Consider the following 24,137-nt stretch of genomic DNA (forward strand, 5'->3'; position numbering starts at 1 on the left):
GCCCGACGCTCTAGACTGCGCCCATGGCCGACCACGACCTCACGCCCGAATCCGCCCCGCCCTGGGACGAGCCCGCGCTCGAACGCGAAGAGCTGCCAGAGCGCGACGAGAACACGGCCGACATCTTCGGCGAAGCGCCCGCGCCCGCCGCCGCGCCGCCGGCGGCCAGGCCCCTGCCCGAGCCCGAACCGGAAGAACCCGGCGCGGCCTATACCGTGCTGGCCCGAAAGTACCGCCCGCGCACCTTCGAGGACCTGATCGGCCAGGAGGCCATGGTCCGCACGCTAGCGAACGCGTTCAGCACCGGCCGCATCGCCCACGCTTTCATGCTCACTGGCGTCCGCGGGGTCGGCAAGACCACGACCGCCCGCCTGCTGGCCCGCGCGCTGAACTACGAAAGCGACACCGTCCACGGCCCCAGCGTCGACCTGACCACCGAGGGCCGGCACTGCCGGGCGATCATCGAGGGCCGGCACATGGACGTGCTGGAACTCGACGCCGCCAGCCGCACCAAGGTCGACGAGATGCGCGAGCTGCTGGACGGGGTGCGCTACGCCCCGGTCGAGGCGCGCTACAAGGTCTACATCATCGACGAAGTGCACATGCTGTCGACGGCGGCGTTCAACGCCCTGCTGAAGACGCTGGAAGAGCCGCCGCCGCACGCCAAGTTCATCTTCGCCACCACCGAGATCCGAAAAGTTCCGGTGACGATCCTGTCGCGCACCCAGCGCTTCGACCTGCGCCGGATCGAGCCGGACGTGCTGGCCAAGCACTTCGACCGCATCTCGCAGAAGGAAGGGGCGCGGATCGACGCCGACGCCCTGGCCCTGATCGCCCGCGCCGCCGAGGGCTCGGCCCGCGACGGCCTGTCCCTGCTCGACCAGGCCATCGTCCAGACCGAGCGCGGCCAGACGGTCACCGCCGCCGTCGTGCGCGACATGCTGGGCCTGGCCGACCGCAGCCAGACCATCGCTCTCTTCGAACAGGTGATGAGCGGCAAGCCGGGCGAGGCCCTGACCACCTTCCGCCAGCTGTGGGGCTTCGGCGCCGATCCGGTGGTGGTGATGCTCGACCTGCTCGACCACTGCCACGCCTCGTCGGTCGCCAAGGCCCTGGGGCCGGACGCCCTGTCGATGCCCAAGGAGCAGGCCGCGCGCCTGACCTCGGTCGGCGCCCAGACCAGCGCCGGCACCATGGCCCGCCTGTGGCAGATGCTGCTGAAGGCCCATGACGAGGTGCGCCGCGCGCCCGACGCCATGGCCGCCGCCGAGATGGCCATCATCCGCCTGTGCTACGCCGCCGACCTGCCGGGTCCGGAAGACGCGCTGAAGGCCCTGCGCGACGGCGGCAATCCGGGCGCGGGTCCGGGCGGCGGCGTCGCGGTGGGCGGTGGAGCCGCGCCGGGCGGCGCGGTCTCGGCCGCGCCGCGCGCCATGGCCGCCGTCGGCGCGGCGCCGGCCGCGCCCGTGCTCGCCTCGTTCGACGACGTGCTGAAGCTGATCGCCGAGAAGCGCGACATTGGGCTTAGGCTCGACGTCGAACAGTATGTCCGCCCGATCAGCTTCCGCCCCGGCGCCATCACCTTCGAAGCCGCCCCCGGCGCGCCGGGCAACCTGGCCGGCCGCCTGGTCCGCGCGCTGAAGGAATGGACCGGCCAGCCCTGGCTGATCGCCGCCGAGGGCGGCGGCGGGGCCGAGAGCCTGATGGAGCGCCAGAAGCGCGAGGAGCGCGAAGCCCTGGCGGCCATCAAGTCCGACCCGTTCGTGGCCTCGGTGCTCAGCGCCTTCCCGGGCACGGAGATCGTCGAGATCCGCAAGGTCCTCGCCCCCGAACCCGCGCCGATCGAGCCGGACGAAGTCGAGGACTAGCCATCTCCCTTCCCCCTCGATGGGGGAAGGGTCGGGGATGGGGGTGATGCGGCTTTTCAGGATGCGGCTCGGCCGCGCTCGAACCCGCCGGCGCTTCCACCCCCACCCCTGCCCCTCCCCCATCAAGGGGGAGGGAAAGAACCTTTCGAGGAGCAGACCATGAAAGACCTCAGCGGCCTGATGAAGCAGGCCCAGGCCATGCAGCAGAAACTGGCCGAAGCCCAGGCCCGCGTCGCCGAGATCAGCGTCGAGGGCACCTCGGGCGGCGGCATGGTCACCGTCACCCTGGCCGGCTCGGGCGAGCTGACCAAGGTGGTGCTCGACGAGAGCCTGGTCGAGCCGGGCGAAGGCGAGGTCATCGCCGACCTGATCGTCGCCGCCCACGCCGACGCCAAGAAGAAGCTCGACGCCAAGCAGGCCCAGCTGATGCAGGAGGCCGCCGGCCCGATGGCCGGCATGATGGGCGGCTTTCCGGGCATGAAGTTCTAAAGGCTGATGGCCGCCTCCGCCGGACCCGAGATCGAGCGCCTGATCGCCCTGCTGTCGAAGCTGCCGGGCCTTGGACCGCGCTCGGGCCGGCGGGCGGCCCTGGCCCTGCTGAAGAAGCGCGACACCCTGCTGGCGCCGCTCGCGGCCGCCATGGCCGAGGCGCAGGCGAAGGTGAAGACCTGTTCGACCTGCGGCTCGCTCGACACCACCAACCCCTGCGCCGTGTGCTCGGACGGAACCCGCGACGTGCGCCTGCTGTGCGTGGTCGAGGAGGTCGGCTCGGTGTGGGCCATGGAGCGCGGCGGCTCGTTCAAGGGCCGCTACCACGTGCTGGGCGGCCTGCTGTCGGCGCTGGACGGGGTCGGGCCCGAGACCCTGCGGGTGAGCGAACTGCTGGCTCGCGTCTCCAGCGGCGAGGTCGCCGAGGTGATCCTGGCCCTGCCGGCCACGGTCGACGGCCAGACCACCGCCCACTACCTCGCCGACCGCCTGGCTCAGACCAATGTGCCGGTGACCATGCTGGCGCGGGGCGTGCCGGTGGGCGGCGACCTCGACTGGCTGGACGATGGGACCATCGCCCAGGCGCTGCGGGCGAGGCGGCCGGCGTAGTTTTCCCTCTCCCACCTAGTTTTCACCTCTCCCAGAGGGAGAGGGAGGGGCCCATGCGCAGCATGGGAGGGTGAGGGGTTACACCCTCACCGAACAATCCCGAAAACCCGAGCGGCCAGGTCAGCGCACAGACGGCCGACGTCCTACCCCCTCACCCTCCCACGCCTTCGGCGCGGGCCCCTCCCTCTCCCCATGGGAGAGGTTTTTCAGGATTGGGAGAGGTTCGAACTAAGGCGCGATCACCGCCTTGCCCACCACTCGCCGCTCCGCCAGCAGGTCGAACGCCTCGCGCCAGCGCTCCAGCGGAACCTGCGCATGCACGTGCGGCCGGATCGTGCCGGCGTCGGCCATGGCCCATACCGCCGCCTGGTCCTCGGCCCCGCGCTCGGGGAACTGGCGGCCGTATTCGCCGGCCCGCACGCCCATAACCGAGATCCCCTTGATCAGCGGAATATTGGCCGAGACGGTCGGGATCCGGCCCGAGGTGAAACCGATCACCAGCAGTCGCCCGTCGAAGGCCAGGCACCGCAGGCTCTCGTCGAAGACGTCGCCGCCCACGGGGTCGTAGACCACGTCCACCCCGCGCCCGCCGGTGATCTCCTTCACCCGATCGCGGAAGCCGCCTGTGACGTTGACGGTCGCGTCAGGGGCGTAGAGCCGCGCGATCTGCGCCAGCTTGTCGTCCGAGGCGGAGGCCGCGATCACCCGCGCGCCCATGGCCTTGGCCAGGTCCACCGCCGCCAGCCCCACGCCGCCGGCCGCGCCATGGACCAGCAGCCATTCGCCGGGCTGTAGGTTCGCCCGCCGCACCAGCGCCACCCGCGCCGTCAGATAGGCCGCGCCATAGGACGCCGCCTCGCCGAACGACAGCCGCGCGGGCTTGGGCTTCAGGGCCTTGGCGGGAACGACGATGAACTCCGCGAACGCCCCGGTGCGCGCCCCGCCGACCACCGCCGCGCCGATCTCCAGGCCTGAAACGCCCTCGCCCAGTCCAGCGACCTCGCCGGCGAAGTCGAGGCCGGGGGTGAACGGCAGGGACGGCTTCAGCTGGTATTCGCCGCGGGTCATCAAGAGGTCGGGGAAGTTGACGCTGGCGGCCTTGATCCGGACCAGCACCTCACCGGGTCCGGGCGTCGGGGTCGGGATCTCGCGGACGGCGCAGCCGGCGAAGTCCGGCGCCAGGGCCTCGACGACGAGCGCCCTCACTCTACCTTCCCCCATCGAGGGGGAAGGGCTTCACCGGGAAATCTCCGCCCGCACCAGCGCCGCGATCTCGCGGCAGGCCGCATCGGCCGCCGGGACCGCGCCCGTGAAGGCCGTGAACCCATGCGCCAGACTGTCGTAGCAGCGGTAGACCGTCGGCACGCCGGCGGCGATCAGGCGCTTGGCGTAGGCCTCGCCCTGGTCGACCAGCGGGTCGAAGCCGGCGGTGACGACGATGGCCGGGGCCAGGCCCGACAGGCCCTGCGTCTTGTCCGGCGACAGGCGCGGATCGGCCGGGTCGGCCTCGGGACCCATGTAGTGGGCCATGAACCATTCCATGATCGGCCGGCTGAGCGGATAGGTATCGGCGTAGAGGCTCATCGACGGCGTTTCGCTGGCCACATCCACGGCCGGATAGATCAGCAGTTGGAAGGCCGGCTGGGCCTCGCCCGTCCGCTTCATCTCCTGGGCCAGGACGGCAGAGAAGTTGCCGCCCATGCTGTCGCCGCCGATCGCCGCCTGGCCCGGCGCCGCGCCGAAGCGGGCGGCGTTGTCGCGGCCCCAGCGCCAGGCGGCCAGCACGTCGTCCAGGCCGGCCGGGAAGCGATGGTCCGGGGCCAGGCGATAATCGACCGACAGCACGGCCGTCTTGGCGATGCGCGCAAGGATCCCGCAGAAGGCGTGGCAGGTCTCCAGATCCCCGATCACCCCGCCGCCGAAGTGGGCGAAGACGATCAGCGGCGCGGCGCTGTCCTGCTCGGCAGGGCGATAGGCGCGCAGCGGGATCTGGCCGCCGGGACCGTCGATGCTGAGGCTCTCAGTGCGCACGCCGGGCTCGGGCGGACCAGACACCGCCGCCAGTCCCTTGGCGCTGGCCGCTCGGGCTTCTTCCGGAGCCAGGGTGGTCATCGACGGCAGGCCCTGGGCCGCGTGGGCGAAGAACTGGAAGCGCGGATCGAGCGTGCGCCCGCCGCGATAGACCACGCCCCCGCCGCTCAGCGCCCGCAGGATCGGGGTCGGCAGCGACAGGATCGTCTTGAGGACCAGCTTCTGGACATCGGCCATTCGGGGGCTCTTTTCTTCTGAAAGTCGGGAGAAAGGGTCGGCCGCTAGGGCCTGGGCAAGGCCGGCAGGCCGCCGAGGATCAGGCCGACCGCGAAGGCGGTGGCGCCCTGCGTGTCCATCGGCCGGCGCTCCAGCATCTTGTCGCCGACCTCGCGGGCCACGGCGATGCAGGCGGCGGTCAGGTAGTCGAGATCGACGGGCGGGGCGTGCTCGCGCTCCAGCACCCGCTCGAAGGCCTCGCGCACCTCGCCGAAGACGGCGGTGACCTCGGGGGTCGAGCGCACCTGCGGATGGGTCTCGCCGGCCGGGCGGTTGACCCGCCAGGTCTCGTGCTCGGCGGCCAGGAAGTCGAAATAGGCCCGCATGGCCCCGCGCAGGAACGAGGCGAAGTCGGTCGCCTTCTCGAACTCCACGCGCAGCAGCGGCCGAAAGCGCCGCGCCCCGTCGTCGGCGAGGGCGTCGAACACCTCCTCCTTGGACTTGTAGTAGTTGTAGAAGGTGCCCGAGGCCAAACCGGTCAGGCGGATGATGTCGCGCACCGTGGCCCCGTCATAGCCCAACTCGCCGAACACCTGGCGGGCCGCGTCGAGAATGGCCTGGCGGTTGGCGGTCTTGGTGCGCTCGCGCTTGCCCGGGCGATTGTCCTCGCGCGGCGGCATGGCGGGGAAATAGGCGATGTTCGACATCGATGAGCGCGACTCCCAGCGGCGTCGATGACGCCCCGTCAGGATTTGATCCCCGTTCCGGGCGCGGAGCAAGAGGGTCTGTCGATAAGACCCTCCCCCTGAAGGGGGAGGTGTCGGCGAAGCCGACGTAGGGAGAAGTCTGAAAACATCCCCCCTCCGGCCCTCCGGGCCACCTCCCCCAGAGGGGGAGGATCTAGTTCCCCGACAACCCCGTCGGCCGGACGAAGCTGGCCGAGCAGCGCACGTTGCAGCGCGACCACTCGCTGGGGCAGCTGTCGTCATCGGCGTTGGCGCGGCAGAAATAGTAGGTCTTGGCGCAGGCGGCCTTGCAGGCGGGGACGTCGCGCTCGGGCGGCTTGGGCGAGAACAGCGGCGGAAGCGGCGCGGGCGCGGGCGTCTCGGCGGTCGGCGAACCGGTCGAGCGCGCGCTCGTCTGGGCGCTCGCCTGCGCCCCGGCGGAAGAGGCCAGGGCGACGACCAGCAGCAGGGCGGAAAGGGCGCGACGCATGCCCGCGAGTCTAGGGATTGATCCGTCCGAAGGAAACCGCGCCGAGAAGCCGCACCAGCCCCTCGACGAACGGCCGCGCGCCCCTACATTGAGAGCCATGCTCAAGCACGCCGGACGCGCCCTTGCCGCCTTCACCCTGCTCTACGTTTCCTTCGTCGCGGCGGGCGGCGTGATGGCCGGAGTCGGATCCAAGCCGCCACGCGGCGCCCAGGTTGATATCGGCGAGGGCCGCACCCTGCGCCTGGTCTGCGAGGGCGAAGCCCGCGCTGATCGCCCGACCGTGTGGCTGGAGGCCGGGGCCTTCGGCTTCGCCGCCGACTGGGGCGCCACCCAGGACGCCCTGGCCGCCGCCGGCTGGCGCGCCTGCGCCTATGACCGCGCCGGCATGGGCTATTCCCCGCCCGGTCCGGACCCGCGCGACGGCCTGGCCATCGTCACCGACTTCGAGAAGCTGGTCGCCGCCTCGGGCGAGAAGGGCCCGTTCATCCTGGTCGGCCACTCGATGGCCGGCCTGCGCCTGCGCGAATACGCCGGCCGCAATCCCAGCCAGGTGGCGGGCCTCGTCCTGGTCGACGCCGCCACGCCCGAGGCGGCGCGGCTCCCACTGGCCAAGCGCTTCCTCAGCTCGTTCGTGTTCGCCTCGCGGGCGGCGGCGCTGGGGGCCTCGGCAGGGCTCTACAAGCCGCTGGTCTATACCCCCCTGGGCGACAAGATCGGCCTGCCGCCCGACGCCAAGGCCGAGAAGCGCTGGGGCTTCGCCAACGGCCGCCATAACCGCACCTCGGCCGCCGAGGTCGAGCTGTGGGCCGAATCCTCGGCCCAGGCCGGCGCCGAGCCGCCCTTCGCGCCCGAATGGCCGGTGGCCGTGGTCACCGCCGGGGCGCGGGTCGGCGACCGCGTGCAATGGAAGGACATGCAGGCCGCCCCGGCCCAGGCTTCCCAGCACGGCTATGTCGACCACGTGGCCGGCGCCAGCCACACCCGCTTGCTCGGCGGCGAATTCGCCGACCACATCGTGCGGGCGGTGGAGTTCGTGGCGGCGGAACGGGGCAAGCCGGCGCAGGCGCTGGTGGATGTGACGGCGCCCTGAAAGGGAAAACTGCCGCAAAGCTCACGGGGGAAGTGGTCGCCTCCCTCCGTACACAACATCCGTAAAATCCCCGCGAAAGCGGGGACCCAGGCTTTTTCTGCCACCCACGGCGCTCGACGATAAAACACCTGGGTCCCCGCTTTCGCGGGGATTTTACGGGGAGAGGTTCGAGCCTTTCCTTCCCCCTCCCGGCTGCGCCCCTCTTCAGGGGCGGATCTTTCTCAGCCCCCCAGCTCTTCCGAGCGCTTCACCGCCGCTTCCAGCGCGCGCGGCAGCAGATCCCCAAAACCGCCCTCGCCCATCAGCACAGACAGCGCCGCGGCCGTGGTGCCGCCGGGCGAGGTGACTTGGCGGCGCAGTTCAGCCGGCTCCTCGCCGCCCTGGGCCAGCAGGGCCGAGGCGCCGGCGATGGTGGCGCGGGCGAGGCGGGCGCTGTCTTCCAGCGTGAGGCCTTGGCCGGCGCCGGCCGCTTCCAGGGCCTCGATGAAGGCGTAGAGATAGGCCGGGGCCGAACCCGAGACGGCGGTGGCCGCGTGCATCAGCTGTTCGTCGGCCAGCTCGACCGTCGCCGCGACGGGGCCGAACAGCGCCTTGGCGGCGTCCAGGGCTTCGGGCGTGTCGGCGTAGAGACTGGCCGCGCCCTGGCCGATGGCCACGGCCGTGGTCGGCATCACCCGCGCCACGCGCCGGCCGCCGAAGACCTCGGAAATGTCGGCCGCGCGCACGCCAGCGGCGATCGAGACGATGATGGCGTCCGGCGCCAGGTGCGGGACCACGTCCTTCACCGCCTCGCGCCAGATCTGCGGCTTAACCGCCAGCAGCACGACCTTGGCGGCGGCGAGCGCCTCCAGCGGCGGGTTCACGAGCGAGCCGGGGAAGCCCTCGGCGGTCGCCGCCGGGTCGCGGACGATCAGGTCGGTCGTCGCGAAGGCCCCGGTCTTGCGCCAGCCCTCGATCAGGGCGCCGCCCATGCGGCCCGCGCCGAGCAGAAGGATGGGGGTCATGGGCGAAGCTCCCGCGTCACAGTGTGCGCTGGGCGCTTAGCGCGGCTGGGCGGCGGCGTCACCACCAGAATGATCCCTCTCCCCCTGCGGGAGAGGGTGGCCTCCGAAGGAGGTCGGGTGAGGGGTCGCGCAAACAGAAACGCCGCGACAGCGGTTCGGCTGTCGCGGCGTCGAAAGTCTGAGAGACCCCTCATCCGTCGGCTTGCGCCGACACCTTCTCCCGCAGGGGGAGAAGGAGGCCTACGCCTGACCGACGGTCTCGAACATGCAGGCGGCCATGGCCTGGTCGGGGGTCTTGGCGCCGTGCAGCAGGAAGTCGAAGGCCGGATAGAAGCGGTCGGCGGCTTCGACCGCCGCGTCGATCATCGAGGCGGCCTGGGCCATGGTCGGGCGCTCGCCCGAGGGCAGGGCCAGGGCGTGACGGAAGACCACCTCGCCGTCATCGGTCCAGACCTCGAAGTGGCCCAGCCAGACGCGCTGGTTGATCATCGACAGCAACTCGTAGGCCGCCGGGCGTTTGGTCTTGGAGGCGCGCAGGTCCAGCGACAGGCAGAGCTGCAGGCAATCAGCCTCGGGACGCCAGGCGAACCACAGCTCGTAATCCTTCCAGTCGCCGGTCAGGGCGAAGGCGAGATCGCCGTCTTCCGTCCGGTCGAAGGTCAGGTTTTCCGCCGCCAGCACGTGCTCGACCACCTCGAGGGGATCCAGCGCCAGCAGGACGTCGTCGTCGGGTTGGGTGTCCATCAGAACCTTTGGCCCCCAGGGGCGATGACGGGCGTGGGACCCGCCGGGTGTCGCCCACGAGAATGGAGTCTAAGCTGCTTCGCGCGTTTCGCCACAACAGCGTTCACGCTCCAAGCGAGCAAAAAGCGTGCTTATTCGCCCTTCCCGGAAGTTCCGTCCGCCTTCGGAGCGGTCTTCTTGGCGGCTTTCGGGGCGGGCTTGGCGGGTTCGGCGGCGGCCTTTTCGGCCTTCAGGGCGGCCACTTCGGCTTGCAGGGCCGCGACCTGGGCCTTCAGGACCTCGAGGTCGTCGCGACGCACCAAATCCAGTTCGGCCGCCCAGCGGTCAGCCTGCGAGCGGAAGGCGGTCTTGGCTTCGTCGCCCGCGGTCTGGGCGATGCCCATGGCGGCCTGGGTGAACTTGGCGAACTCGTCGAGGAAAGGGTTCTGGCTGTGCATCGTCGTTCCGGATGGGCGCAAATCGCCTGACGTCCTTTATATGGTGAGCGGGGGATGAAAGCGAACTGGTAACCCGCTATGCCTGCGACCAACTGTCCCGATCGGAGCCGCGCGGCGTGATCTTTCCGGAATTCGACCCCGTCCTGATCCACCTCGGTCCGCTGGCGATCCGCTGGTACGCCCTGGCCTATGTGGCCGGCATCCTGCTGGGCTGGCAGTACGCCGTGCGGCTGGTGAAGACCTCTCGGCTGTGGGGCGGCCGCACGCCCACCGCCACGCCCGAGCAGATCGACGACCTGGTGCTGTGGATCACGCTGGGCATCATCCTGGGCGGTCGCCTGGGCTACGTGCTGTTCTACAGCCCCTCGCTGATCTGGACCAAGCCGCTGGAGATCCTGCAGGTCTGGAACGGCGGCATGAGCTTCCACGGCGGGTTCCTGGGCGTCTGCGCCGCGGTGATCCTGTTCGCCCGCCGCAACAAGATCGACCTGCTCAAGCTCGGCGACCTGGTGGCGCCGGTCGCGCCGCTGGGCCTGCTGTTCGGCCGCCTGGCCAACTTCGTGAACGGCGAGCTGTGGGGCCGGGTCACCGACGTTCCGTGGGGCGTGGTGTTCTGCAACGCTCGCATCCGCGCCCTCGAAGGCGGCGCCTGCGTGGCCGGCGACCTGCCGCGCCATCCCAGCCAGCTCTACGAGGCGGCGCTGGAAGGCCTGGTCCTGTTCGTGGTCCTGCGCCTGGCCACCCACCGCTTCGCCTTCCTGCAGCGCCGCGGCGGGCTCGTGGGCCTGTTCATGCTCTGCTATGGTTTGTTCCGCGCCAGCCTCGAGAACGTGCGCCAGCCCGACGCCTTCATGCCCAACTTCCCGCTGGGCCTGACCATGGGCATGCTGCTGTCGACCCCGATGCTGCTGATCGGCGCCTGGCTGGTCTGGCGGGCGCTCAAGGAGCCTGTCGTTCCGCCCCCGCAAGAAACGATCGCCGAGGAGCCGGCCGCGTCTTGATCCCCGCACGACCCGCGCTGCTCGACCGCCTGAAGGCCCAGATCGCCCAGGACGGGCCGATCAGCGTTCCCGAATACTTCACCCGCTGCCTGCACGACCCCCGCGACGGCTACTACGCCAACCGGCCCGCCTTGGGTCCTGAGGGCGACTTCGTCACCGCCCCCGGCGTCAGCCAGATGTTCGGCGAGCTGGTCGGCCTGTGGCTGATGGAGACCTGGGACCGCCTGGGCCGCCCCGCGCCGTTCCGCCTCGTCGAGATGGGTCCCGGCGACGGGACGCTGATGAGCGACATCCTGCGCGCCGCCCGCCTGCTGCCGCCGTTCCTGGAGGCCGCCGACCTGTGGCTGGTCGAGGTATCGCCGGTGCTGCGCGCGGCGCAGGAGGCCAAGCTGGCCGGCGCTTCGGTGCGTTGGGTCGGGCGGCTGGAAGAGGTTCCGGCCGACGCCCCGCTGCTGCTGGTCGCCAACGAGTTGCTGGACTGCCTGCCGGCGCGTCAGTTCGTGAAGACCGCCGAGGGCTGGGCCGAACGGGTCGTGGGGCTCGGCGAGGACGGGGAACTGGCGTTCGGGCTGCGCAAACTAAATCCTCCCCCCCTGGGGGAGGTGGCCCGAAGGGCCGGAGGGGGGGCGTTTTCAGCCGCCGCCGAGTCTGGGATTCTTCCCCCTCCGTCGACTTCGTCGACACCTCCCCCAGGGGGGGAGGATCTTGCCGTCGGCTCCATCCTCGAATCCTCGCCCGCCCAGGCCGCCCTGGGCTCGGAGATCGGCCACCGCCTGGCCCGCGACGGCGGCGCGGCGCTGCTGATCGACTACGGCCGCGCCGCGCCCGAGCCGGGCGACACCCTGCAGGCCCTGCGCGCCCACAGGAAGGAAGGCCCGCTGGACAATCCCGGCCAGGCCGACCTGACCGTCTGGGCCGACTTCCCGTCGGTGCTGGACGCCGCCCGCGAGGCCGGGGCCAAGGCCCCGCCGGTGATCACCCAGGGCGAGTTCCTGCGCGCGCTCGGCATCGAGGCCCGCGCCCAGGCGCTGGCGGCCGCGCGGCCCGATCGCGCCGACATGATCGCAAGACAGCTTGATCGCCTGACCGGAGCGGCGCAGATGGGCGATCTCTTCAAGGTCGCGTGCCTGAGCGCGCCGGGGCTGGCCGCCCCGCTCTTCGAGGACGAGGCATGACGCAAGCTCACATCCCCACCGTCCAGTCGTCGCTGCTGGCGACCGTGCCCGGCCTGCGCCACGCCTTCTTCACCCGCAACGGCGGCGTCTCGCAGGGCCTCTACGACAGCCTCAATGTCGGCCGCGGCAGCCAGGACGAGCCGGCCGACGTGATCGAGAACCGCGCCCGCGCCGCCGGCTGGTTCGGCGTCGACCGCGAAGACCTCAACACCTGCTTCCAGATCCACTCGACCATCGCCATCGTCGCCGACGGCTCGTGGGGCGATGCGCGGCCGCAGGGCGACGCCGTGGTCAGCAAGACGCCGGGGGTGGTCTGCGGCGCCCTGCACGCCGACTGCGCCCCGGTGCTGATCGTCGATCCCGAGGCCCGCGTCGTGGCCGCCGCCCACGCCGGCTGGCGCGGGGCGCTCGACGGCGTCGTCCAGGCCGCCGTCGACTCCATGGTCGAGCTCGGCGCCCGCCCCGAACGGATGGTCGCCGCCGTCGGCCCCTGCATCGGCCCGGACTCCTACGAAGTGGGCCTGGAGTTCCTGCACCGCTTCGAGGCCGACTGCCCTGGCTCCAAGCGGTTCTTCAAGCCGGGCAAGGCCGACGACAAGCGGATGTTCGACCTGCCGTCCTTCGTGCTCGACCGCATCGAGACCGCCGGCATCGAGCAGCGCGAATGGATCGGCCGCGACACCTGCGCCGAGGGCGACCACTTCTTCTCCAACCGCCGCGCGGTGCTGAACGGCCAGAAGGATTACGGCCGGCTGCTTTCGGCGATCATGCTGGAAGGGTGAGAGAACGGAACCTCCCCCTTCTGGGGGAGGCGGCCGAAGGCCGGTGGGGGGTCGTTTTCAGCTTCCGGAGCGCCAGCCAGCTTGCAGCCACTCCCCCCTCCGTCGGCTTCGCCGACACCTCCCCCAGAGGGGGAGGTTCCTCTCGTCGCCCCGCGGCCCGCCCTGAGGCTTTGACGACACGAAATGGTCATGAAGCGCAACCAGCGGGCTTAAGCGGGTTGCCCCGGGGCGGATCGCTGCTAGAAGGCCCGGCAACGGCGTCCCCCCACCGAGAATCCAAAATGAAGCTGCTGTCCGGCAACTCCAACCGTCCGCTGGCCCAGGCCATCGCGGAGTACCTCGACATGCCGCTGACCCGCGCCCAGGTGCGCCGGTTCGCCGACCTCGAGGTGTTCGTCACGATCGACGAGAACGTCCGCGGCGAGGACGTCTTCGTGATCCAGTCGACCAGCTACCCGGCCAACGACAACCTGATGGAGCTGCTGATCTGCATCGACGCCCTGAAGCGGGCTTCGGGCAAGCGGATCACCGCGGTGCTGCCCTACTTCGGCTACGCCCGTCAGGACCGCAAGACCGGCGGCCGCACCCCGATCTCGGCCAAGCTGGTCGCCAACCTGATCACCCGCTCGGGCGCCGACCGCGTGCTGACGATGGATCTGCACGCCGGCCAGATCCAGGGCTTCTTCGACATTCCGACCGACAACCTGCTGCCCTCGCGCCTGCTGGCCGACGACATCATCAAGAACTACCCGCTGGGCGACGACCTGATGGTCGTCTCGCCGGACGTCGGCGGCGTGGTGCGCGCCCGCGCCCTGGCCAAGCGCCTGGACGACGCCGACCTGGCCATCGTCGACAAGCGCCGCTCGGGTCCGGGCCAGTCGGAAGTGATGAACATCATCGGCGACGTCGCCGGCCGCCGCTGCATCCTGTTCGACGACATCGCCGACTCGGCCGGCACCCTGTGCAACGCCGCCGCCGCCCTGATCGCCAACGGCGCGACCTCGGTCAGCGCCTATGTGACCCACGGCGTGCTGTCGGGCGCGGCCGCCGAGCGCGTGGCCAATTCGGTCCTGACCGAGCTGGTGGTCACCGACTCGATCGAGGCCTCGGACACCACCAAGGCCTGCCCGAAGATCCGCTACGTCTCGTGCGCCCCGCTGATCGGCGAGGCCATCCGCCGGATCGCCAACGAAGAGTCGGTGTCGAAGCTGTTCGACTGATCGGCTTTCCGGTTCTCTCAAACCGTAAAACCCCCGCGAAAGCGGGGGCCCAGGCGTTTTATCGTCGAGCGCCACGCGTTTCAGAAAAAGCCTGGGCCCCCGCTTTCGCGGGGGTTTTACGGATGAGGGGGATCACCTCTCAAAGAGCGCCGCCGTTAACCCCCAAACCTCTCCGCCACATCGGCGCCACATTTTCCGTCGGGAAAATATCCAACGGAATCCGCGCTCTCGCGGAAATCGCGACACAGCCCCGCTTGTCAAAGTCTGGTTAACGGACTGACTGTCACAATGTCGCCCGCCGGCGATGTTATGCCGGCTCCATCTACACGGGGATGTCGTCAGCATGCTTTCCAACCTGCGTCCGCGCGCCGCTCTGACGGCGGTCGCGATCGCCGCGGCCACCGTCCTGGCCAGCTGCAGCACCCCGCCGCCTCCCCCGCCGCCGCCCGTCGTCCAGGCCCCGCCGGCTCCGCCGCCGATCACCCTGTCGAACAAGGTGGTCGAGCGCGCCAGCGCCTTCCGCGGCTACATGCAGCGCGCCGGCTCCATCACGCCCGACTTCCAGAACGGCGACCAAATCCAGGCCTCGCTGAAGGTCGGCGTCGGCTACGAGCAGAAGCACTTCCTCAGCGGCGCCATGTCGTACGGCGCGGTGCTGGCCCTGCAGGACCCGACCTTCGTGGCCTCGGTGCGCGCCTTCGCCGCCGATCCGGCCCAGCGCCAGCAGGTCATCAACCAACTGATCGCCGACCCGGCCTACGCCGTCGGCTTCAAGGGCAGCGACACCGCCGCCGCCCGCATCATCGACACCCTCGGCGCCGACGGCCTCAAGGTCTACGACGCCGGCAAGAAGGTGAAGCAGGCCGCCTACGACGTGCAGCGCGCGACCTGGTCGAAGGCCGCCGTGACCGATCGCGACGGCCGCCTGGCCTACGCCAAGTCGGCCTCGGCCACCCCGGCCCTGGCCGACACCGCCGACGTGGCCCAGCTGCAGCAGGCCTCGCTGGCCACCGTCAGCGCCCCGCCGCCGCCAGCCGCCGCCCCGGCCGTCAGCCCAGCCGCCAGCATCGACGCGGCCCTGGCCTCGACCGTCCCGGCCGGCCCGCGCTCGGCTCCGCCGCCCTATCGCCCGCTGGTCATCCGCAGCCTGGCGGTCGCCGCACTCGCGGCCTTGGGCGCCGCCGGCGACGAGAACCTGCCGACCATCGAGGCCATCATGGCCGAGCCCAACGCCGGCTCGTGCCTGAACATGGCCAAGCTGAACCTCTATCAGTGCCTGGCCGTGTCCAAGCCGCACTACGAGGACATCTTCTGCCTTGGCCAGCACATCATGATCGACACCGGCGCCTGCGTGATCAAGGCCTCGGGCGCGCCGATGCCGGTCGAGCCGCTGCCGCCCCCGCCGCCTGAAAAGTCGACCGCCAAGAAGAAGCCCGCCGCCAAGCCCGCGGTCGCCAAGAAGAAGAAGGCCTGATCCTTCAGACCTTTCCAGCCGAACAAGAGGGCCGCCGGATTGCACCGGCGGCCCTCTTCGTGTATTGGGCGCCCTCCTGAAAACGTCGACCGAGCGGGGCAATCTGGTCCTGTGCGGCGATTTCGCATTTCGAGGGCATTGGCCCTCAAGAGAGAACTGACATGGCCGAGATCATCCTGAACGTTGAAATCCGCGACCGCGCCGGCACCGGCGGCGCTCGTGAAACCCGCCGCGCCGGCCTGGTCCCGGGCGTGCTGTACGGCGGCGACAAGGATCCCGTGAACGTCGCGGTGAAGGTCAACGAATTCCGCAAGGCGCTCTACACCGGCAAGCTGCTCGGCCACCTGGTCACGCTGCAGCACGGCGAAGACAAGCAATCGGTCATCGCCAAGGCCGTGCAATTCCACCCGGTCACCGACGAGCCGGTGCACTTCGACCTGTACCGCGTCAGCGAGCACCAGCTGATCAAGATCGAAGTGCCGGTGCACTTCAAGAACCACGAAACCTCGGTCGGCCTGAAGAAGGGCGGCTCGCTGGAAGTCATCCGTCACACCGTCGAGCTGGCCTGCCCGGCCGACCAGATCCCGGAAGAGCTGATCATCGACCTGGCCGACCACGACATCGGCGACACCATCCGCATCTCGGAAGTGAAGCTGCCGGAAGGCGTGAAGCCGGCCGTGGACCGCGACTTCGTGATCGCGACCCTGAAGGCCTCGGCCTCGGCCCAGTCGGGCGCCGGCGACACCACCGTCGAAGGCTGATCCGGGCTCGGTCTTCCGACCGAACTGATCTAGGAAGCGGGCGGACCTTCGGGTCCGCCCGTTTTCGTTTGAATACGTGAGCACCGCGCGATGCTGATCCTCGCCGGCCTCGGCAATCCCGAGCCCAAGTACGAGAAGAACCGCCACAACGTCGGCTTCATGGCCGTCGACGCCCTGGCCCGCAAGTGGGGCACGGCGCCGTGGCGCGCGCGCTTCCAGGGGCTGGCCTGCGAGGGCCAGGTCGACACCCCGAACGGGCCGGTCAAGCTGCTGCTGCTCAAGCCCAAGACCTATTACAACGAGAGCGGCCGCGCCGTGGGCGAGGCCATGAAGTTCTTCAAGCTGAAGCCCGCAGACGTCATCGCCTTCCACGACGAGATCGACATGGCGCCGGGCCGCTTCCGGATGAAGGCCGGCGGCGGGGCTGCCGGCAACAACGGCATCCGCTCGATCACCAGCCAGATCGGCGACGCCTTCCGCCGCGGCCGCATCGGCGTGGGCCATCCGGGCGACAAGGACATGGTCATGCACTACGTGCTGGGCGACTTCCACAAGGTCGAGCACCAGTGGCTGGACCCGCTGCTGGACGCCCTGTGCGACGCCCTGCCCTTCGCCGCCGCCGGCGACGACGAACGCTACCAGGCCGAGGTGCTGCGCCTGGCCCCGTCGCCCAAGGCGGACCCGAAGAAGCCGCGCGGGGCCTAGCCTCCCAACCTCCCGTCATTCCCGCCCTTGTGGCGGGAAACCCTCCTTCAACCGCAAGGGCGGATGAGGCGGCGGGCTCAGCACGCCGCTTGCATCTCACGTGAAAGCGGAACCAGGGGTTCCCGCCACAAGGGCGGGAATGACGGGAGTAAAGGGGGCGAGGCGGGCGCTTGAGCCCGCCCCTCCTTGGAGGTCTCTAGAACCGGTACTGCAGCCCCAGATTAAACTGCCGGCCCGTGTGGGTGTAGACGAAGGTGCTGTCGCGGTCGGAGTCGATGTACTGCCGATTGAAGCGGTCGAAGATGTTCAGGCCTTCCAGCGACAGCTTGAACTTGTCGTTGATCTGGTAGGACGCGGCCATGTCGAAGGTCAGGTTGGCGTCGTAGCCCTCGACGTCCTGGTAGGGGTTGTTGGCCGGCAGGGCGACGATCGACTTGTCGCGGTACGACGCCGACAGGCGGGCGCTGAACTTGTCGTCCTCGTAGTAGATCGTGGCGTTGTAGGCGTTCTTCGACAGGCCCACGAGGTCGTTGGTGGTGACGCTGCCGTCAGCCAGGAAGTAGTCGATGGTCGAGTCGACATAGGTGTAGTTCACCAGCGCGCCGGTGTGGCGCAGCAGGCCCGGCAGGAAGGTGAAGGCCTGCTGGTAGTTGATCTCGAAGCCCTTCAGCGGCCCGCCGGGCGTGTTCACCGGACGGGTGACCGTGAACAGGGTGTTGTCCGGGTCGAGCTGCGAGGTTCCCAGCAGGCTCAGCGGCAGTCCCGTCTGGCGGAAGCTCATCTGCTGCGACTGGTTCTGCACGTAGGTGTCGATGTCCTTGTAGAACAGACCCACGCTCAGCACGGACCCTTGCGAGAAGTACCATTCGCCGCCGATGTCGAAGGTGGTCGCGCGGATCGGATCCAGGTCCGGGTTGCCCGAGGTGATCGACGGCGTGCCGGTCAGGTTCAGGCTGCCGCCGGGCGACAGGAAGGTCAGGTCGGGCCGCGACACGACCTTGGCGGCCGAGAAGCGCAGCACTAGGTCGTCGCGCAGGTCGAAGGCCACGTTCAGGGCCGGCAGCACGTCGAGATAGTCGTTCTCGGCGGTCACCCGGGTCGAGCCGATCTGGTAGCCGCGCGCCCACAACTCGGTCTTGGCGATGCGGAAGCCGATGTCGCCGCGCACCGGCAGGCCGCCGATCTCGGTCTTCAGGTCGGCCTGCAGATAGCCGGAGGAGACCTTCTCCTCCACGCGCCGCGTGCCGCCCGTATTGGGGATCAGGGCGTACATGCCGGTCTTGCTGTAGAGGTTCTGGTCGGCGACGAACTTGTCGTAGTCGATGGTCGCCCAGCTGCTTGGGAACACGCCGCTCTTGATGCCGTGGCCGCCGAAGCCCTCGACCACCTTGGTCACGGCCTGCAACTGGGCCGTGGTCAGGTTGGGCACCAGGAAGTTGTTCGAGCGCTGGAAGGCCGAGGTGTCGAACGAGAACTCGTGGATGTGCCCGCCGAACTTGATGGTCAGGTCGTCGTCGGCCCGCCAGGCGAGGTTGGCCTCGGCGGTCTTGTAGATGTTGGTGGTGAAGATCTGCGACAGCCGCACCTCGGCGTTGCCCGTGCCGAAGGTGTAGAGGCTGGCGTCGGCGACGTTGAAGCCGTGGGTGATGGTCGGCTGGTCGCGATCCTCGCGGAAGTCGACGGTCATGCTCGTGTTCGGACGCTGGAACATGATCGTCGTGGTGATCGGCTGGTCGTAGTCCGACTTCGAATAGCCGATCAGGCCAGTGAGCGTGATGCTGTCGGTCAGCTCGTGCTTGCCGGTGAAGGTGTACTGCTGGAAGACGTTCTGGAACTCGTCGTGCTGGGTGTCGGAGCGCACGTCGACGCCGTCGAAGCGGCCATAAGCCACGTCGTAGACCGTCTTGCCGAAATTGATCCCGGCGGTGCTGCTGGTTCCGGCGTTGCGCAGGATCAGCTCGCGGATGGCCGTCTGCGGCTTGCCGTTCTGGCTGATGGCGCGGGCGAAGGAGAAGCCTTCCAGCCAGTTCTCCTCGCGCACCACGTCGTACTTCGAATAGAGGGCGTTGAAGCCGAACGAGGTGCGGTCGTTAGGCTTCCATTGCAGGGCCAGGGTGGCGCCGGTGCGCTCCTGGTCGTGGTGGAAGCGGCCGTAGCGCGGCAGGCGCGGGAAGAAGACGGTGGTCTGGTTGCCCAGGTCGTAGAGGGTGTCGTTGGCCGCCGGGCGCGCCACGCCGGTGGCGCAGTTCAGGGCGTCGGCGCCGGTGGCCGGGTCGGTGGCCGGGTTCTGCGCCGTGCGGCCCACGGGCGTGCAGAAGCCGCCGTCGATCGTCGCCGGGTTCCAGCCGCCCGAGCCCCACTGGTCCTCGAGGAACTTGCGCTTGCTGAAGGCCAGAGAGGCCTGGGCGCCGAACTCGCCCCAGGCGGTGTCCCAGCGGTCGCCGGCCACGGCGGTGAACTTCTTGTCCATCTTCTCGGACAGGTCGTTGTAGCCCAGCGAGCCGCCCAGCACGAGCGTGCGGCCCTTCTGGTCGAGCGGCTTGGCGATGTCGAGATCGACCGTGGCGCCCAGCGAGCCCTCGATCACCTCGGCCTGGGCCGACTTGCGCACGGTGATGCCGCTGAACAGCTCCGAAGCGAAGGTGTTGAAGTCGAAGCCCCGGCCGAGGTTCGCGCCGCGGTCGCTGGTGGTGGCGCCGCTGGTCGACTGGGCCTCCATGCCGTTGATGCGCACGCGGGTGAAGCTGGGCGGCAGGCCGCGCACGGTGATCGTGCGTCCCTCGCCCGCCACGCGGGTGATCGACACGCCCGGCACCCGCTGGATCGACTCGGCGAGGTTGGCGTCAGGGAAGTCGGCGATGTCCTCGGCCTTGATGGCGTCGACCACGCCCGAGGACTGACGCTTGACCGAGAGGGCGCTGCGCAGGCTCTCGCGGAAGCCGGTGACGATCACCTCCTCGACGGCGTTCTCGGTGGTCTCGCCGGCGGGCGGGGCGGCCGTCTGGGCCTGAGCGTTCACCGCTCCCAAGGCCGCGACCGCCAGGACGGCGATGGACACGCCCGCACGCAGGTTACGCAAGGATGATGACGACATAGGTCCCTCCTGACGGCGGCGCCGCTCGGCGGCCCGCCTTATGTTTCCAACCCAAAGCGCCGGTTTTCCCGGTCTGCTTATGTCAGCGGAGAGCAAATCCCATCTTTTGGGATACCATCTCGCAATATAGGGAGAATACTGTGACAAGACTGAAGTACAAGTCCCCGCCTGCCGGTTAGTCCCCAGATTGCCCATCAAGCGGCAGCGCACACCCGCGCGTCCTGGACGGCCATCCCACCGATTGACGCGGCGACGCTTGCGCCACACATAGCCGGGACGTCCTGGAGCCCTTTCGATGATCCCGCTTTTCGGCCTGTCGCTGATCTTCTCGATCGCCCTCTGTGTTCACGTCGTGCGCTCGGGCCAGGCCATGTACTGGCTGTTCATCATCCTGATGTTCCAGCCGCTGGGCGGGATCGTCTATCTGCTGGCCATCGTCGCGCCGGAGTTCATGGGCGGGACCAAGGCCCAGCAGATGAAGGCCGCCGCCCGCCAGGCGCTGGACCCGCAGCGCGAATACCGCGAGGCCAGCCGCGACGCCGAGGACGCGCCGACCGTCACCAACCTCTCGCGCCTGGCCGCCGCCGCCACGAGCCTGGGCAAGCACGAGGAAGCCGAGCGGATCTACGCCCAGGCCCTGCAGGGCCACTATGCCGACGATCCGGCCCTGATGCTGGCCCGCGCCAACAGCCTGATCGAGTTGGGCCGCGCCGCCGAGGCCCTGCCGCTGCTGGAGGCCCTGGGCGAGCAGGGCGTCAAGAGCCGCACGCCGCAGACCGCCCTGGCCCTGGGACGGGCCCAGGCGGCCCTGGGCCGCACCGAGGAGGCCGACGTCTCCCTGCGCTGGGCCGCCGCCCACCTGCCGGGTTTCGAGGGCATGGCGCGCTACGCCGTGTTCCTGGGCGAGACCGGCCGCAAGACCGAGGCCCGCGAAGCCCTGGCCGAACTCGACAAGCGCCTGTCCAAGACCCACCCGCGCTTCCGCAAGGAGGCCAAGGGCTGGCGCGAGATGGCCGCGGCCGCTTCTTCCTGACCCCTCCCCCCTTGCGGGAGAGGGTGGCCCGCGAAGCGGGTCGGGTGAGGGGTCGCACGAACAGAAACGCCGCGACGGCCGTTCAGCTGTCGCGGCGTTTTGCGTCTGAGAGACCCCTCATCCGTCATCCTTCGGATGACACCTTCTCCCGCAAGGGGAGAAGGATCAGCGGACCTTCTCGATCAGCGCCTTGGCGCCATGCGGCGCGTTCACCTTGCCCTCGTGGATGATGAAGGCGAAGACGTCGCGCTTGTCGGCGACGGGCGCCGCGTCCTTGTCGATGCGCGACAGGTCGCCGGGGCGCTCGCCCCGCGACCAGGTCTTCAGGCGAGAGGCCCAGTCGTCGAGCTCCGGTTCCGGATAGGCCGTGGCCACCTCGTCGGAGCCCGTCTGCAGGCGGGCATAGACGAAGTCGGCCGTCTCGTCGGCGAACTCCGGATAGTCGAAGTGCTTGGCGTAGACGCCGGCCACGCCGTGCGCCCTCAAAAGCGCCGGGAAGGCCGGGGTCATGAAGGTGTCGTTGCGCACCTCCACGGCGTGGCGCAGACGCACGCCGTCCTTCTCCTTGGGCAGCAGGGCCAGGAACGCCCCGAAGTCGGCCTCGTCGAACTTCTTGGTCGGCATGAACTGCCAGAGGATCGGCCCCAGCTTGTCGCCCAGCTCGGTCAGACCCTGGTCGAGGAACTTGCCGACCGACTCGCCGCCTTCGGCCAGCACCTTTCGGTTGGTGGTGAAGCGCGAGGCCTTCACGGCGAACACGAAGTCGTCGGGCGTCTCGTCGCGCCACTTGCGCCAGCTGTCGGGCTTGAAGCTGGAATAGTAGGTGCCGTTGATCTCGATCGCCGTCAGCTGGCGGCTGGCGTAGGCCAGCTCGTCCTTCTGCTTCAGGTCGGAGGGATAGAAGTGGCCGCGCCAGGGCTCGAAGGTCCAGCCGCCGATGCCGATGCGGATGTCGCCGCTCATGCACGTTCCCCTCTTGTTCTGGAGGCGAAACCTAGGCGAGCTTCCGGCCCTCGTCGAGAGGGCAAACAGGACTCCAGGCAAAACAAAACCCGCGCCGGTCGCCCGGCGCGGGTTTCGTCTGTTTTCGGGTGCGTGGAACGCGGAGGCGCGAAGATCCGCGCCTCGACGGCGCTCTTAACGCGTAGCCTTCTTCGGCATCGGCAGCAGGCCTTCGCGCTGAGCGCGCTTGCGGGCCAGCTTGCGAGCGCGACGGACAGCTTCGGCCTTTTGACGGGCGCGCTTTTCCGAGGGCTTTTCATAATGCACGTGACGCTTCATCTCGCGGAACGAGCCTTCGCGTTGCATCTTCTTCTTCAGGGCCTTGAGGGCCTGATCGACGTTGTTGTCGCGGACGAAAATCTGGACCAGGGGTGACTCTCCATTCGACGGCCCGACCAATTTCCCAAGTCCCTCTTGAGGGGCCGGGCGGGCGAATAAAAACCTTACGCCCTGGAAGGGGTGCTTCCGGGCGACGAGGGGCGGCAGATAGCAGAGGCGAGGGCGCGTGTCCATGCGCGACGAGCGCTAAACACCGGTGTAGACTCGGATTCATGAGCGACGCCGCGACCAAAGCCACGCAGGACTGGGCCGACAAGGCCGAACAGAAGGTGCTGGACGAGGCCCTGCGCCTGTCGCCGCGCCTTGGCTGGAACGCGGCCCTGACCCGCGCGGCCGCCGCGGCGGCCGGTTTGTCGCCCGGCGAGACCGATCTTCTGCTGCCCCAGGGCCCGCGGGATCTGGCCGCCCTGCTGGCCCGCCGGCACGACGCCCAGGCCATGGCGACGCTGGCCAAGCTCGATCCGGCGGCGCTGAAGATTCGCCAGAAGATTCGCGAGGGCGTCATCGCCCGCATCGACGCGGCCGCCCACGACAGCCAGGCCGTCCGCCGCTGGGCCGCCTTCCTGGCCTTCCCGACCAATCTGCCGCTGGCGCTCACCTTGTTGTGGGAAAGCGCCGACCAGCTGTGGCGCTGGGCCGGCGACGTGGCCACCGACGAGAACCACTATTCCAAGCGCGCCATCCTGTCGGGGATCCTGGTCTCGACCCTGGCGGTCGATCTGGCCTCGGGCCGCGACTCGGCCCTCAAGCACCTGGACGCCCGCATCGACGGCGTCATGGCCTTCGAGAAGTGGAAGGCCGGCGTGAAGGCGCCGAACCTGGCGGCGGAATTCCTGACCGCCCTGGCCAAGATGCGGTACGCCAAAAGCTGATCCCTCTCCCCTTGCGGGAGAGGGTGGCCCGCGAAGCGGGTCGGGTGAGGGGTCGATAGCCCTGTCCGCCGCGACAGCGGAACGCCTGGGCGCGGCGCCTTGCTTTTGAGAGACCCCTCATCCGTCGGCTTCGCCGACACCTTCTCCCGCAAGGGGAGAAGGACCTAGCCGCCCAGCGCCCGCTCCACGGCCGCCAGTGCGTGCAGGGTGGTGGTGTCGAACACAGGGACGGGACTGTCGCCCTCCCCGACCAGCAGCATGATCTCGGTGCAGCCCAAGATGATCCCCTCGGCGCCGGCTTCGACCAGCCGGGCGATGACCTGGCGATAGGCCTGGCGGGACTCCTCGCGCACCACGCCGGCCACCAGTTCCTCGTAGATCACCCGGTGGACCAGGGCGCGGTCCTGCGCCTCCGGAACCAGCACCTCCAGCCCGAAGCGCTCTTCCAGCCGTCCGCGATAGAAGGCGTGCTCCATGGTGAAGGCCGTGCCCAGCAGGCCGACCTTGCGCAGACCCGCCGCCTGGATCGCCGCGCCGGTCGGGTCGGCGATGTGCAGCAGCGGCAGGTCGACGGCGGCCTGAAGCTCTCCGGCCAGCCGGTGCATGGTGTTGGTGCAGAGGACCAGAAAGTCGGCCCCGCCCCGCTCCAGCGCCTTGCCGGCCTCGACCAGACGGTCGGCCAGCTCGCTCCAGCGGCCGGCGTGCTGCAGGGCCTCGATCTCGGAGAAGTCGAACGACCACAGCAGGCACTGGGCGGACGCCGTCGGCCCGCGCCGCGCCCGCACCGCCTCGTTGATCAGTCGATAATAGTGCGCCGAGCTTTCCCAGCTCATGCCGCCGATCAGGCCGATGGTTTGGGTCATGGGATCTCGCTAGGGCTGGGCGGATCCAATGCAGCGAAAACCTCGTCCTTCGACAAGCTCCGGATGAGGTTTTCGGTTCAGCCGTCTTCGCATTCGTCCTCATCCTGAGCCTG

At 69.5% G+C, this 24,137-nt stretch carries 24 protein-coding genes; 13 read left to right on the top strand and 11 right to left on the bottom strand.

The genetic code is table 11. From position 1 onward, the window contains the following. Positions 1–23: 23 nt before the first annotated feature. From AC1RRS_RS14830 to recR, 3 genes are all read left to right on the top strand, one after another. A complete protein-coding gene (locus AC1RRS_RS14830) occupies positions 24–1,868 on the top strand; it encodes a DNA polymerase III subunit gamma/tau (RefSeq protein WP_492855810.1) in 1,845 nt (614 codons plus the stop codon). Positions 1,869–2,027: 159 nt separating this feature from the next. Continuing rightward, the gene (locus AC1RRS_RS14835) at positions 2,028–2,357 is read left to right on the top strand and encodes a YbaB/EbfC family nucleoid-associated protein (RefSeq protein ID WP_492855811.1); all 330 of its coding nucleotides are present in this window, start codon (positions 2,028–2,030) and stop codon (positions 2,355–2,357) included. A gap of 6 nt (positions 2,358–2,363) precedes the next feature. Continuing rightward, positions 2,364–2,966 (top strand): recombination mediator RecR, encoded by a 603-nt coding sequence (recR, locus tag AC1RRS_RS14840; protein ID WP_492855812.1) that lies wholly within the window; start codon positions 2,364–2,366, stop codon positions 2,964–2,966. Between the two features lie 228 nt (positions 2,967–3,194). Here the strand turns inward: recR and AC1RRS_RS14845 are convergent, their stop codons facing one another. The 4 genes from AC1RRS_RS14845 to AC1RRS_RS14860 form a co-directional block, all read right to left on the bottom strand. Further along, a complete protein-coding gene (locus tag AC1RRS_RS14845; RefSeq protein WP_492855813.1) occupies positions 3,195–4,172 on the bottom strand; it encodes an NADPH:quinone oxidoreductase family protein in 978 nt (325 codons plus the stop codon). 30 nt (positions 4,173–4,202) lie between these two features. Next, complete coding sequence (locus tag AC1RRS_RS14850) at positions 4,203–5,234, bottom strand: alpha/beta hydrolase (protein ID WP_492855814.1); 1,032 nt, start codon at positions 5,232–5,234, stop codon at positions 4,203–4,205. 44 nt (positions 5,235–5,278) lie between these two features. Continuing rightward, on the bottom strand, positions 5,279–5,920 hold the full coding sequence (locus AC1RRS_RS14855; RefSeq protein WP_492855815.1) for a TetR/AcrR family transcriptional regulator: 642 nt from the start codon (positions 5,918–5,920) through the stop codon (positions 5,279–5,281). Positions 5,921–6,113: 193 nt separating this feature from the next. Continuing rightward, a complete protein-coding gene (locus AC1RRS_RS14860) occupies positions 6,114–6,428 on the bottom strand; it encodes a hypothetical protein (protein WP_492855816.1) in 315 nt (104 codons plus the stop codon). 97 nt (positions 6,429–6,525) lie between these two features. On the opposite strand from AC1RRS_RS14860, the gene AC1RRS_RS14865 reads away from it, so the two are divergent. Continuing rightward, complete coding sequence (locus AC1RRS_RS14865; RefSeq protein WP_492855817.1) at positions 6,526–7,518, top strand: alpha/beta hydrolase; 993 nt, start codon at positions 6,526–6,528, stop codon at positions 7,516–7,518. Positions 7,519–7,739: 221 nt separating this feature from the next. On the opposite strand, the gene proC is transcribed toward AC1RRS_RS14865, so the two are convergent. From proC to AC1RRS_RS14880, 3 genes are all read right to left on the bottom strand, one after another. Continuing rightward, on the bottom strand, positions 7,740–8,522 hold the full coding sequence (proC, locus tag AC1RRS_RS14870) for a pyrroline-5-carboxylate reductase (protein WP_492855818.1): 783 nt from the start codon (positions 8,520–8,522) through the stop codon (positions 7,740–7,742). Positions 8,523–8,762: 240 nt separating this feature from the next. Next, positions 8,763–9,266 (bottom strand): type III secretion system chaperone family protein, encoded by a 504-nt coding sequence (locus AC1RRS_RS14875; RefSeq protein ID WP_110120074.1) that lies wholly within the window; start codon positions 9,264–9,266, stop codon positions 8,763–8,765. A gap of 131 nt (positions 9,267–9,397) precedes the next feature. Further along, complete coding sequence (locus AC1RRS_RS14880) at positions 9,398–9,703, bottom strand: accessory factor UbiK family protein (protein WP_492855819.1); 306 nt, start codon at positions 9,701–9,703, stop codon at positions 9,398–9,400. Positions 9,704–9,819: 116 nt separating this feature from the next. Between AC1RRS_RS14880 and lgt the strand changes: the two genes are divergently transcribed. From lgt to pth, 7 genes are all read left to right on the top strand, one after another. Next, positions 9,820–10,704 carry a prolipoprotein diacylglyceryl transferase gene (gene lgt / locus AC1RRS_RS14885; protein WP_492855820.1) on the top strand — a complete coding sequence of 295 codons (885 nt, stop codon included), beginning with the start codon at positions 9,820–9,822 and terminating at the stop codon, positions 10,702–10,704. Then, positions 10,701–11,879, top strand: coding sequence for a class I SAM-dependent methyltransferase (locus AC1RRS_RS14890; protein ID WP_492855821.1), 1,179 nt, complete (start codon positions 10,701–10,703; stop codon positions 11,877–11,879). The genes lgt and AC1RRS_RS14890 overlap by 4 nt, the downstream gene beginning before the upstream one ends. After that, positions 11,876–12,661 (top strand): peptidoglycan editing factor PgeF, encoded by a 786-nt coding sequence (pgeF, locus tag AC1RRS_RS14895; RefSeq protein WP_110120077.1) that lies wholly within the window; start codon positions 11,876–11,878, stop codon positions 12,659–12,661. Before AC1RRS_RS14890 ends, pgeF begins: the two co-directional genes overlap by 4 nt. Positions 12,662–12,942: 281 nt before the next feature. Continuing rightward, on the top strand, positions 12,943–13,881 hold the full coding sequence (locus AC1RRS_RS14900; protein ID WP_492855822.1) for a ribose-phosphate pyrophosphokinase: 939 nt from the start codon (positions 12,943–12,945) through the stop codon (positions 13,879–13,881). Between the two features lie 343 nt (positions 13,882–14,224). Further along, positions 14,225–15,355 (top strand): hypothetical protein, encoded by a 1,131-nt coding sequence (locus AC1RRS_RS14905; protein ID WP_492855823.1) that lies wholly within the window; start codon positions 14,225–14,227, stop codon positions 15,353–15,355. Positions 15,356–15,516: 161 nt separating this feature from the next. Next, positions 15,517–16,116 (top strand): 50S ribosomal protein L25/general stress protein Ctc, encoded by a 600-nt coding sequence (locus AC1RRS_RS14910; RefSeq protein ID WP_487292051.1) that lies wholly within the window; start codon positions 15,517–15,519, stop codon positions 16,114–16,116. A 90-nt stretch (positions 16,117–16,206) separates the two neighbouring features. Then, positions 16,207–16,821: an aminoacyl-tRNA hydrolase gene (pth, locus tag AC1RRS_RS14915; protein WP_110119410.1), complete on the top strand. Its 615-nt coding sequence runs from the start codon at positions 16,207–16,209 to the stop codon at positions 16,819–16,821. A gap of 196 nt (positions 16,822–17,017) precedes the next feature. On the opposite strand, the gene AC1RRS_RS14920 is transcribed toward pth, so the two are convergent. After that, complete coding sequence (locus tag AC1RRS_RS14920; RefSeq protein WP_492855824.1) at positions 17,018–19,915, bottom strand: TonB-dependent receptor; 2,898 nt, start codon at positions 19,913–19,915, stop codon at positions 17,018–17,020. A gap of 295 nt (positions 19,916–20,210) precedes the next feature. On the opposite strand from AC1RRS_RS14920, the gene AC1RRS_RS14925 reads away from it, so the two are divergent. Next, positions 20,211–20,948 (top strand): tetratricopeptide repeat protein, encoded by a 738-nt coding sequence (locus AC1RRS_RS14925; RefSeq protein ID WP_492855825.1) that lies wholly within the window; start codon positions 20,211–20,213, stop codon positions 20,946–20,948. Between the two features lie 165 nt (positions 20,949–21,113). On the opposite strand, the gene AC1RRS_RS14930 is transcribed toward AC1RRS_RS14925, so the two are convergent. Together AC1RRS_RS14930 and rpsU are read right to left on the bottom strand one after the other, a co-directional pair. Beyond that, positions 21,114–21,911, bottom strand: a complete 798-nt coding sequence (locus tag AC1RRS_RS14930) for a DUF72 domain-containing protein (RefSeq protein WP_492855826.1) — start codon at positions 21,909–21,911, stop codon at positions 21,114–21,116. A 174-nt stretch (positions 21,912–22,085) separates the two neighbouring features. Continuing rightward, entirely contained in the window at positions 22,086–22,319 is a 234-nt protein-coding gene (gene rpsU, locus AC1RRS_RS14935) for a 30S ribosomal protein S21 (protein ID WP_487292076.1), read from the bottom strand. A 182-nt stretch (positions 22,320–22,501) separates the two neighbouring features. On the opposite strand from rpsU, the gene AC1RRS_RS14940 reads away from it, so the two are divergent. Then, on the top strand, positions 22,502–23,161 hold the full coding sequence (locus AC1RRS_RS14940; RefSeq protein WP_492855827.1) for a COQ9 family protein: 660 nt from the start codon (positions 22,502–22,504) through the stop codon (positions 23,159–23,161). A gap of 164 nt (positions 23,162–23,325) precedes the next feature. Here AC1RRS_RS14940 and AC1RRS_RS14945 read toward each other — a convergent pair whose 3' ends face one another. Beyond that, on the bottom strand, positions 23,326–24,024 hold the full coding sequence (locus AC1RRS_RS14945) for an aspartate/glutamate racemase family protein (RefSeq protein ID WP_492855828.1): 699 nt from the start codon (positions 24,022–24,024) through the stop codon (positions 23,326–23,328). Positions 24,025–24,137 lie beyond the last annotated feature (113 nt).

The organism is Caulobacter sp. GW821-FHT12A07 (assembly GCF_058807655.1).

Excerpts from the sequence above, each read along its gene's own strand:
- AC1RRS_RS14875 (WP_110120074.1), bottom strand. The coding sequence starts at position 9,266 with ATGGACACCCAACCCGACGACGACGTCCTGCTGGCGCTGGATCCCCTC.
- AC1RRS_RS14925 (WP_492855825.1), top strand. The coding sequence starts at position 20,211 with ATGATCCCGCTTTTCGGCCTGTCGCTGATCTTCTCGATCGCCCTCTGT.
- AC1RRS_RS14835 (WP_492855811.1), top strand. The coding sequence starts at position 2,028 with ATGAAAGACCTCAGCGGCCTGATGAAGCAGGCCCAGGCCATGCAGCAG.
- proC (WP_492855818.1), bottom strand. The coding sequence starts at position 8,522 with ATGACCCCCATCCTTCTGCTCGGCGCGGGCCGCATGGGCGGCGCCCTG.
- AC1RRS_RS14945 (WP_492855828.1), bottom strand. The coding sequence starts at position 24,024 with ATGACCCAAACCATCGGCCTGATCGGCGGCATGAGCTGGGAAAGCTCG.
- recR (WP_492855812.1), top strand. The coding sequence starts at position 2,364 with ATGGCCGCCTCCGCCGGACCCGAGATCGAGCGCCTGATCGCCCTGCTG.
- AC1RRS_RS14920 (WP_492855824.1), bottom strand. The coding sequence starts at position 19,915 with ATGTCGTCATCATCCTTGCGTAACCTGCGTGCGGGCGTGTCCATCGCC.
- AC1RRS_RS14910 (WP_487292051.1), top strand. The coding sequence starts at position 15,517 with ATGGCCGAGATCATCCTGAACGTTGAAATCCGCGACCGCGCCGGCACC.
- AC1RRS_RS14830 (WP_492855810.1), top strand. The coding sequence starts at position 24 with ATGGCCGACCACGACCTCACGCCCGAATCCGCCCCGCCCTGGGACGAG.
- pgeF (WP_110120077.1), top strand. The coding sequence starts at position 11,876 with ATGACGCAAGCTCACATCCCCACCGTCCAGTCGTCGCTGCTGGCGACC.
- pth (WP_110119410.1), top strand. The coding sequence starts at position 16,207 with ATGCTGATCCTCGCCGGCCTCGGCAATCCCGAGCCCAAGTACGAGAAG.
- AC1RRS_RS14880 (WP_492855819.1), bottom strand. The coding sequence starts at position 9,703 with ATGCACAGCCAGAACCCTTTCCTCGACGAGTTCGCCAAGTTCACCCAG.
- AC1RRS_RS14930 (WP_492855826.1), bottom strand. The coding sequence starts at position 21,911 with ATGAGCGGCGACATCCGCATCGGCATCGGCGGCTGGACCTTCGAGCCC.
- AC1RRS_RS14850 (WP_492855814.1), bottom strand. The coding sequence starts at position 5,234 with ATGGCCGATGTCCAGAAGCTGGTCCTCAAGACGATCCTGTCGCTGCCG.
- AC1RRS_RS14865 (WP_492855817.1), top strand. The coding sequence starts at position 6,526 with ATGCTCAAGCACGCCGGACGCGCCCTTGCCGCCTTCACCCTGCTCTAC.
- AC1RRS_RS14900 (WP_492855822.1), top strand. The coding sequence starts at position 12,943 with ATGAAGCTGCTGTCCGGCAACTCCAACCGTCCGCTGGCCCAGGCCATC.
- AC1RRS_RS14860 (WP_492855816.1), bottom strand. The coding sequence starts at position 6,428 with ATGCGTCGCGCCCTTTCCGCCCTGCTGCTGGTCGTCGCCCTGGCCTCT.
- AC1RRS_RS14940 (WP_492855827.1), top strand. The coding sequence starts at position 22,502 with ATGAGCGACGCCGCGACCAAAGCCACGCAGGACTGGGCCGACAAGGCC.
- AC1RRS_RS14855 (WP_492855815.1), bottom strand. The coding sequence starts at position 5,920 with ATGTCGAACATCGCCTATTTCCCCGCCATGCCGCCGCGCGAGGACAAT.
- AC1RRS_RS14905 (WP_492855823.1), top strand. The coding sequence starts at position 14,225 with ATGCTTTCCAACCTGCGTCCGCGCGCCGCTCTGACGGCGGTCGCGATC.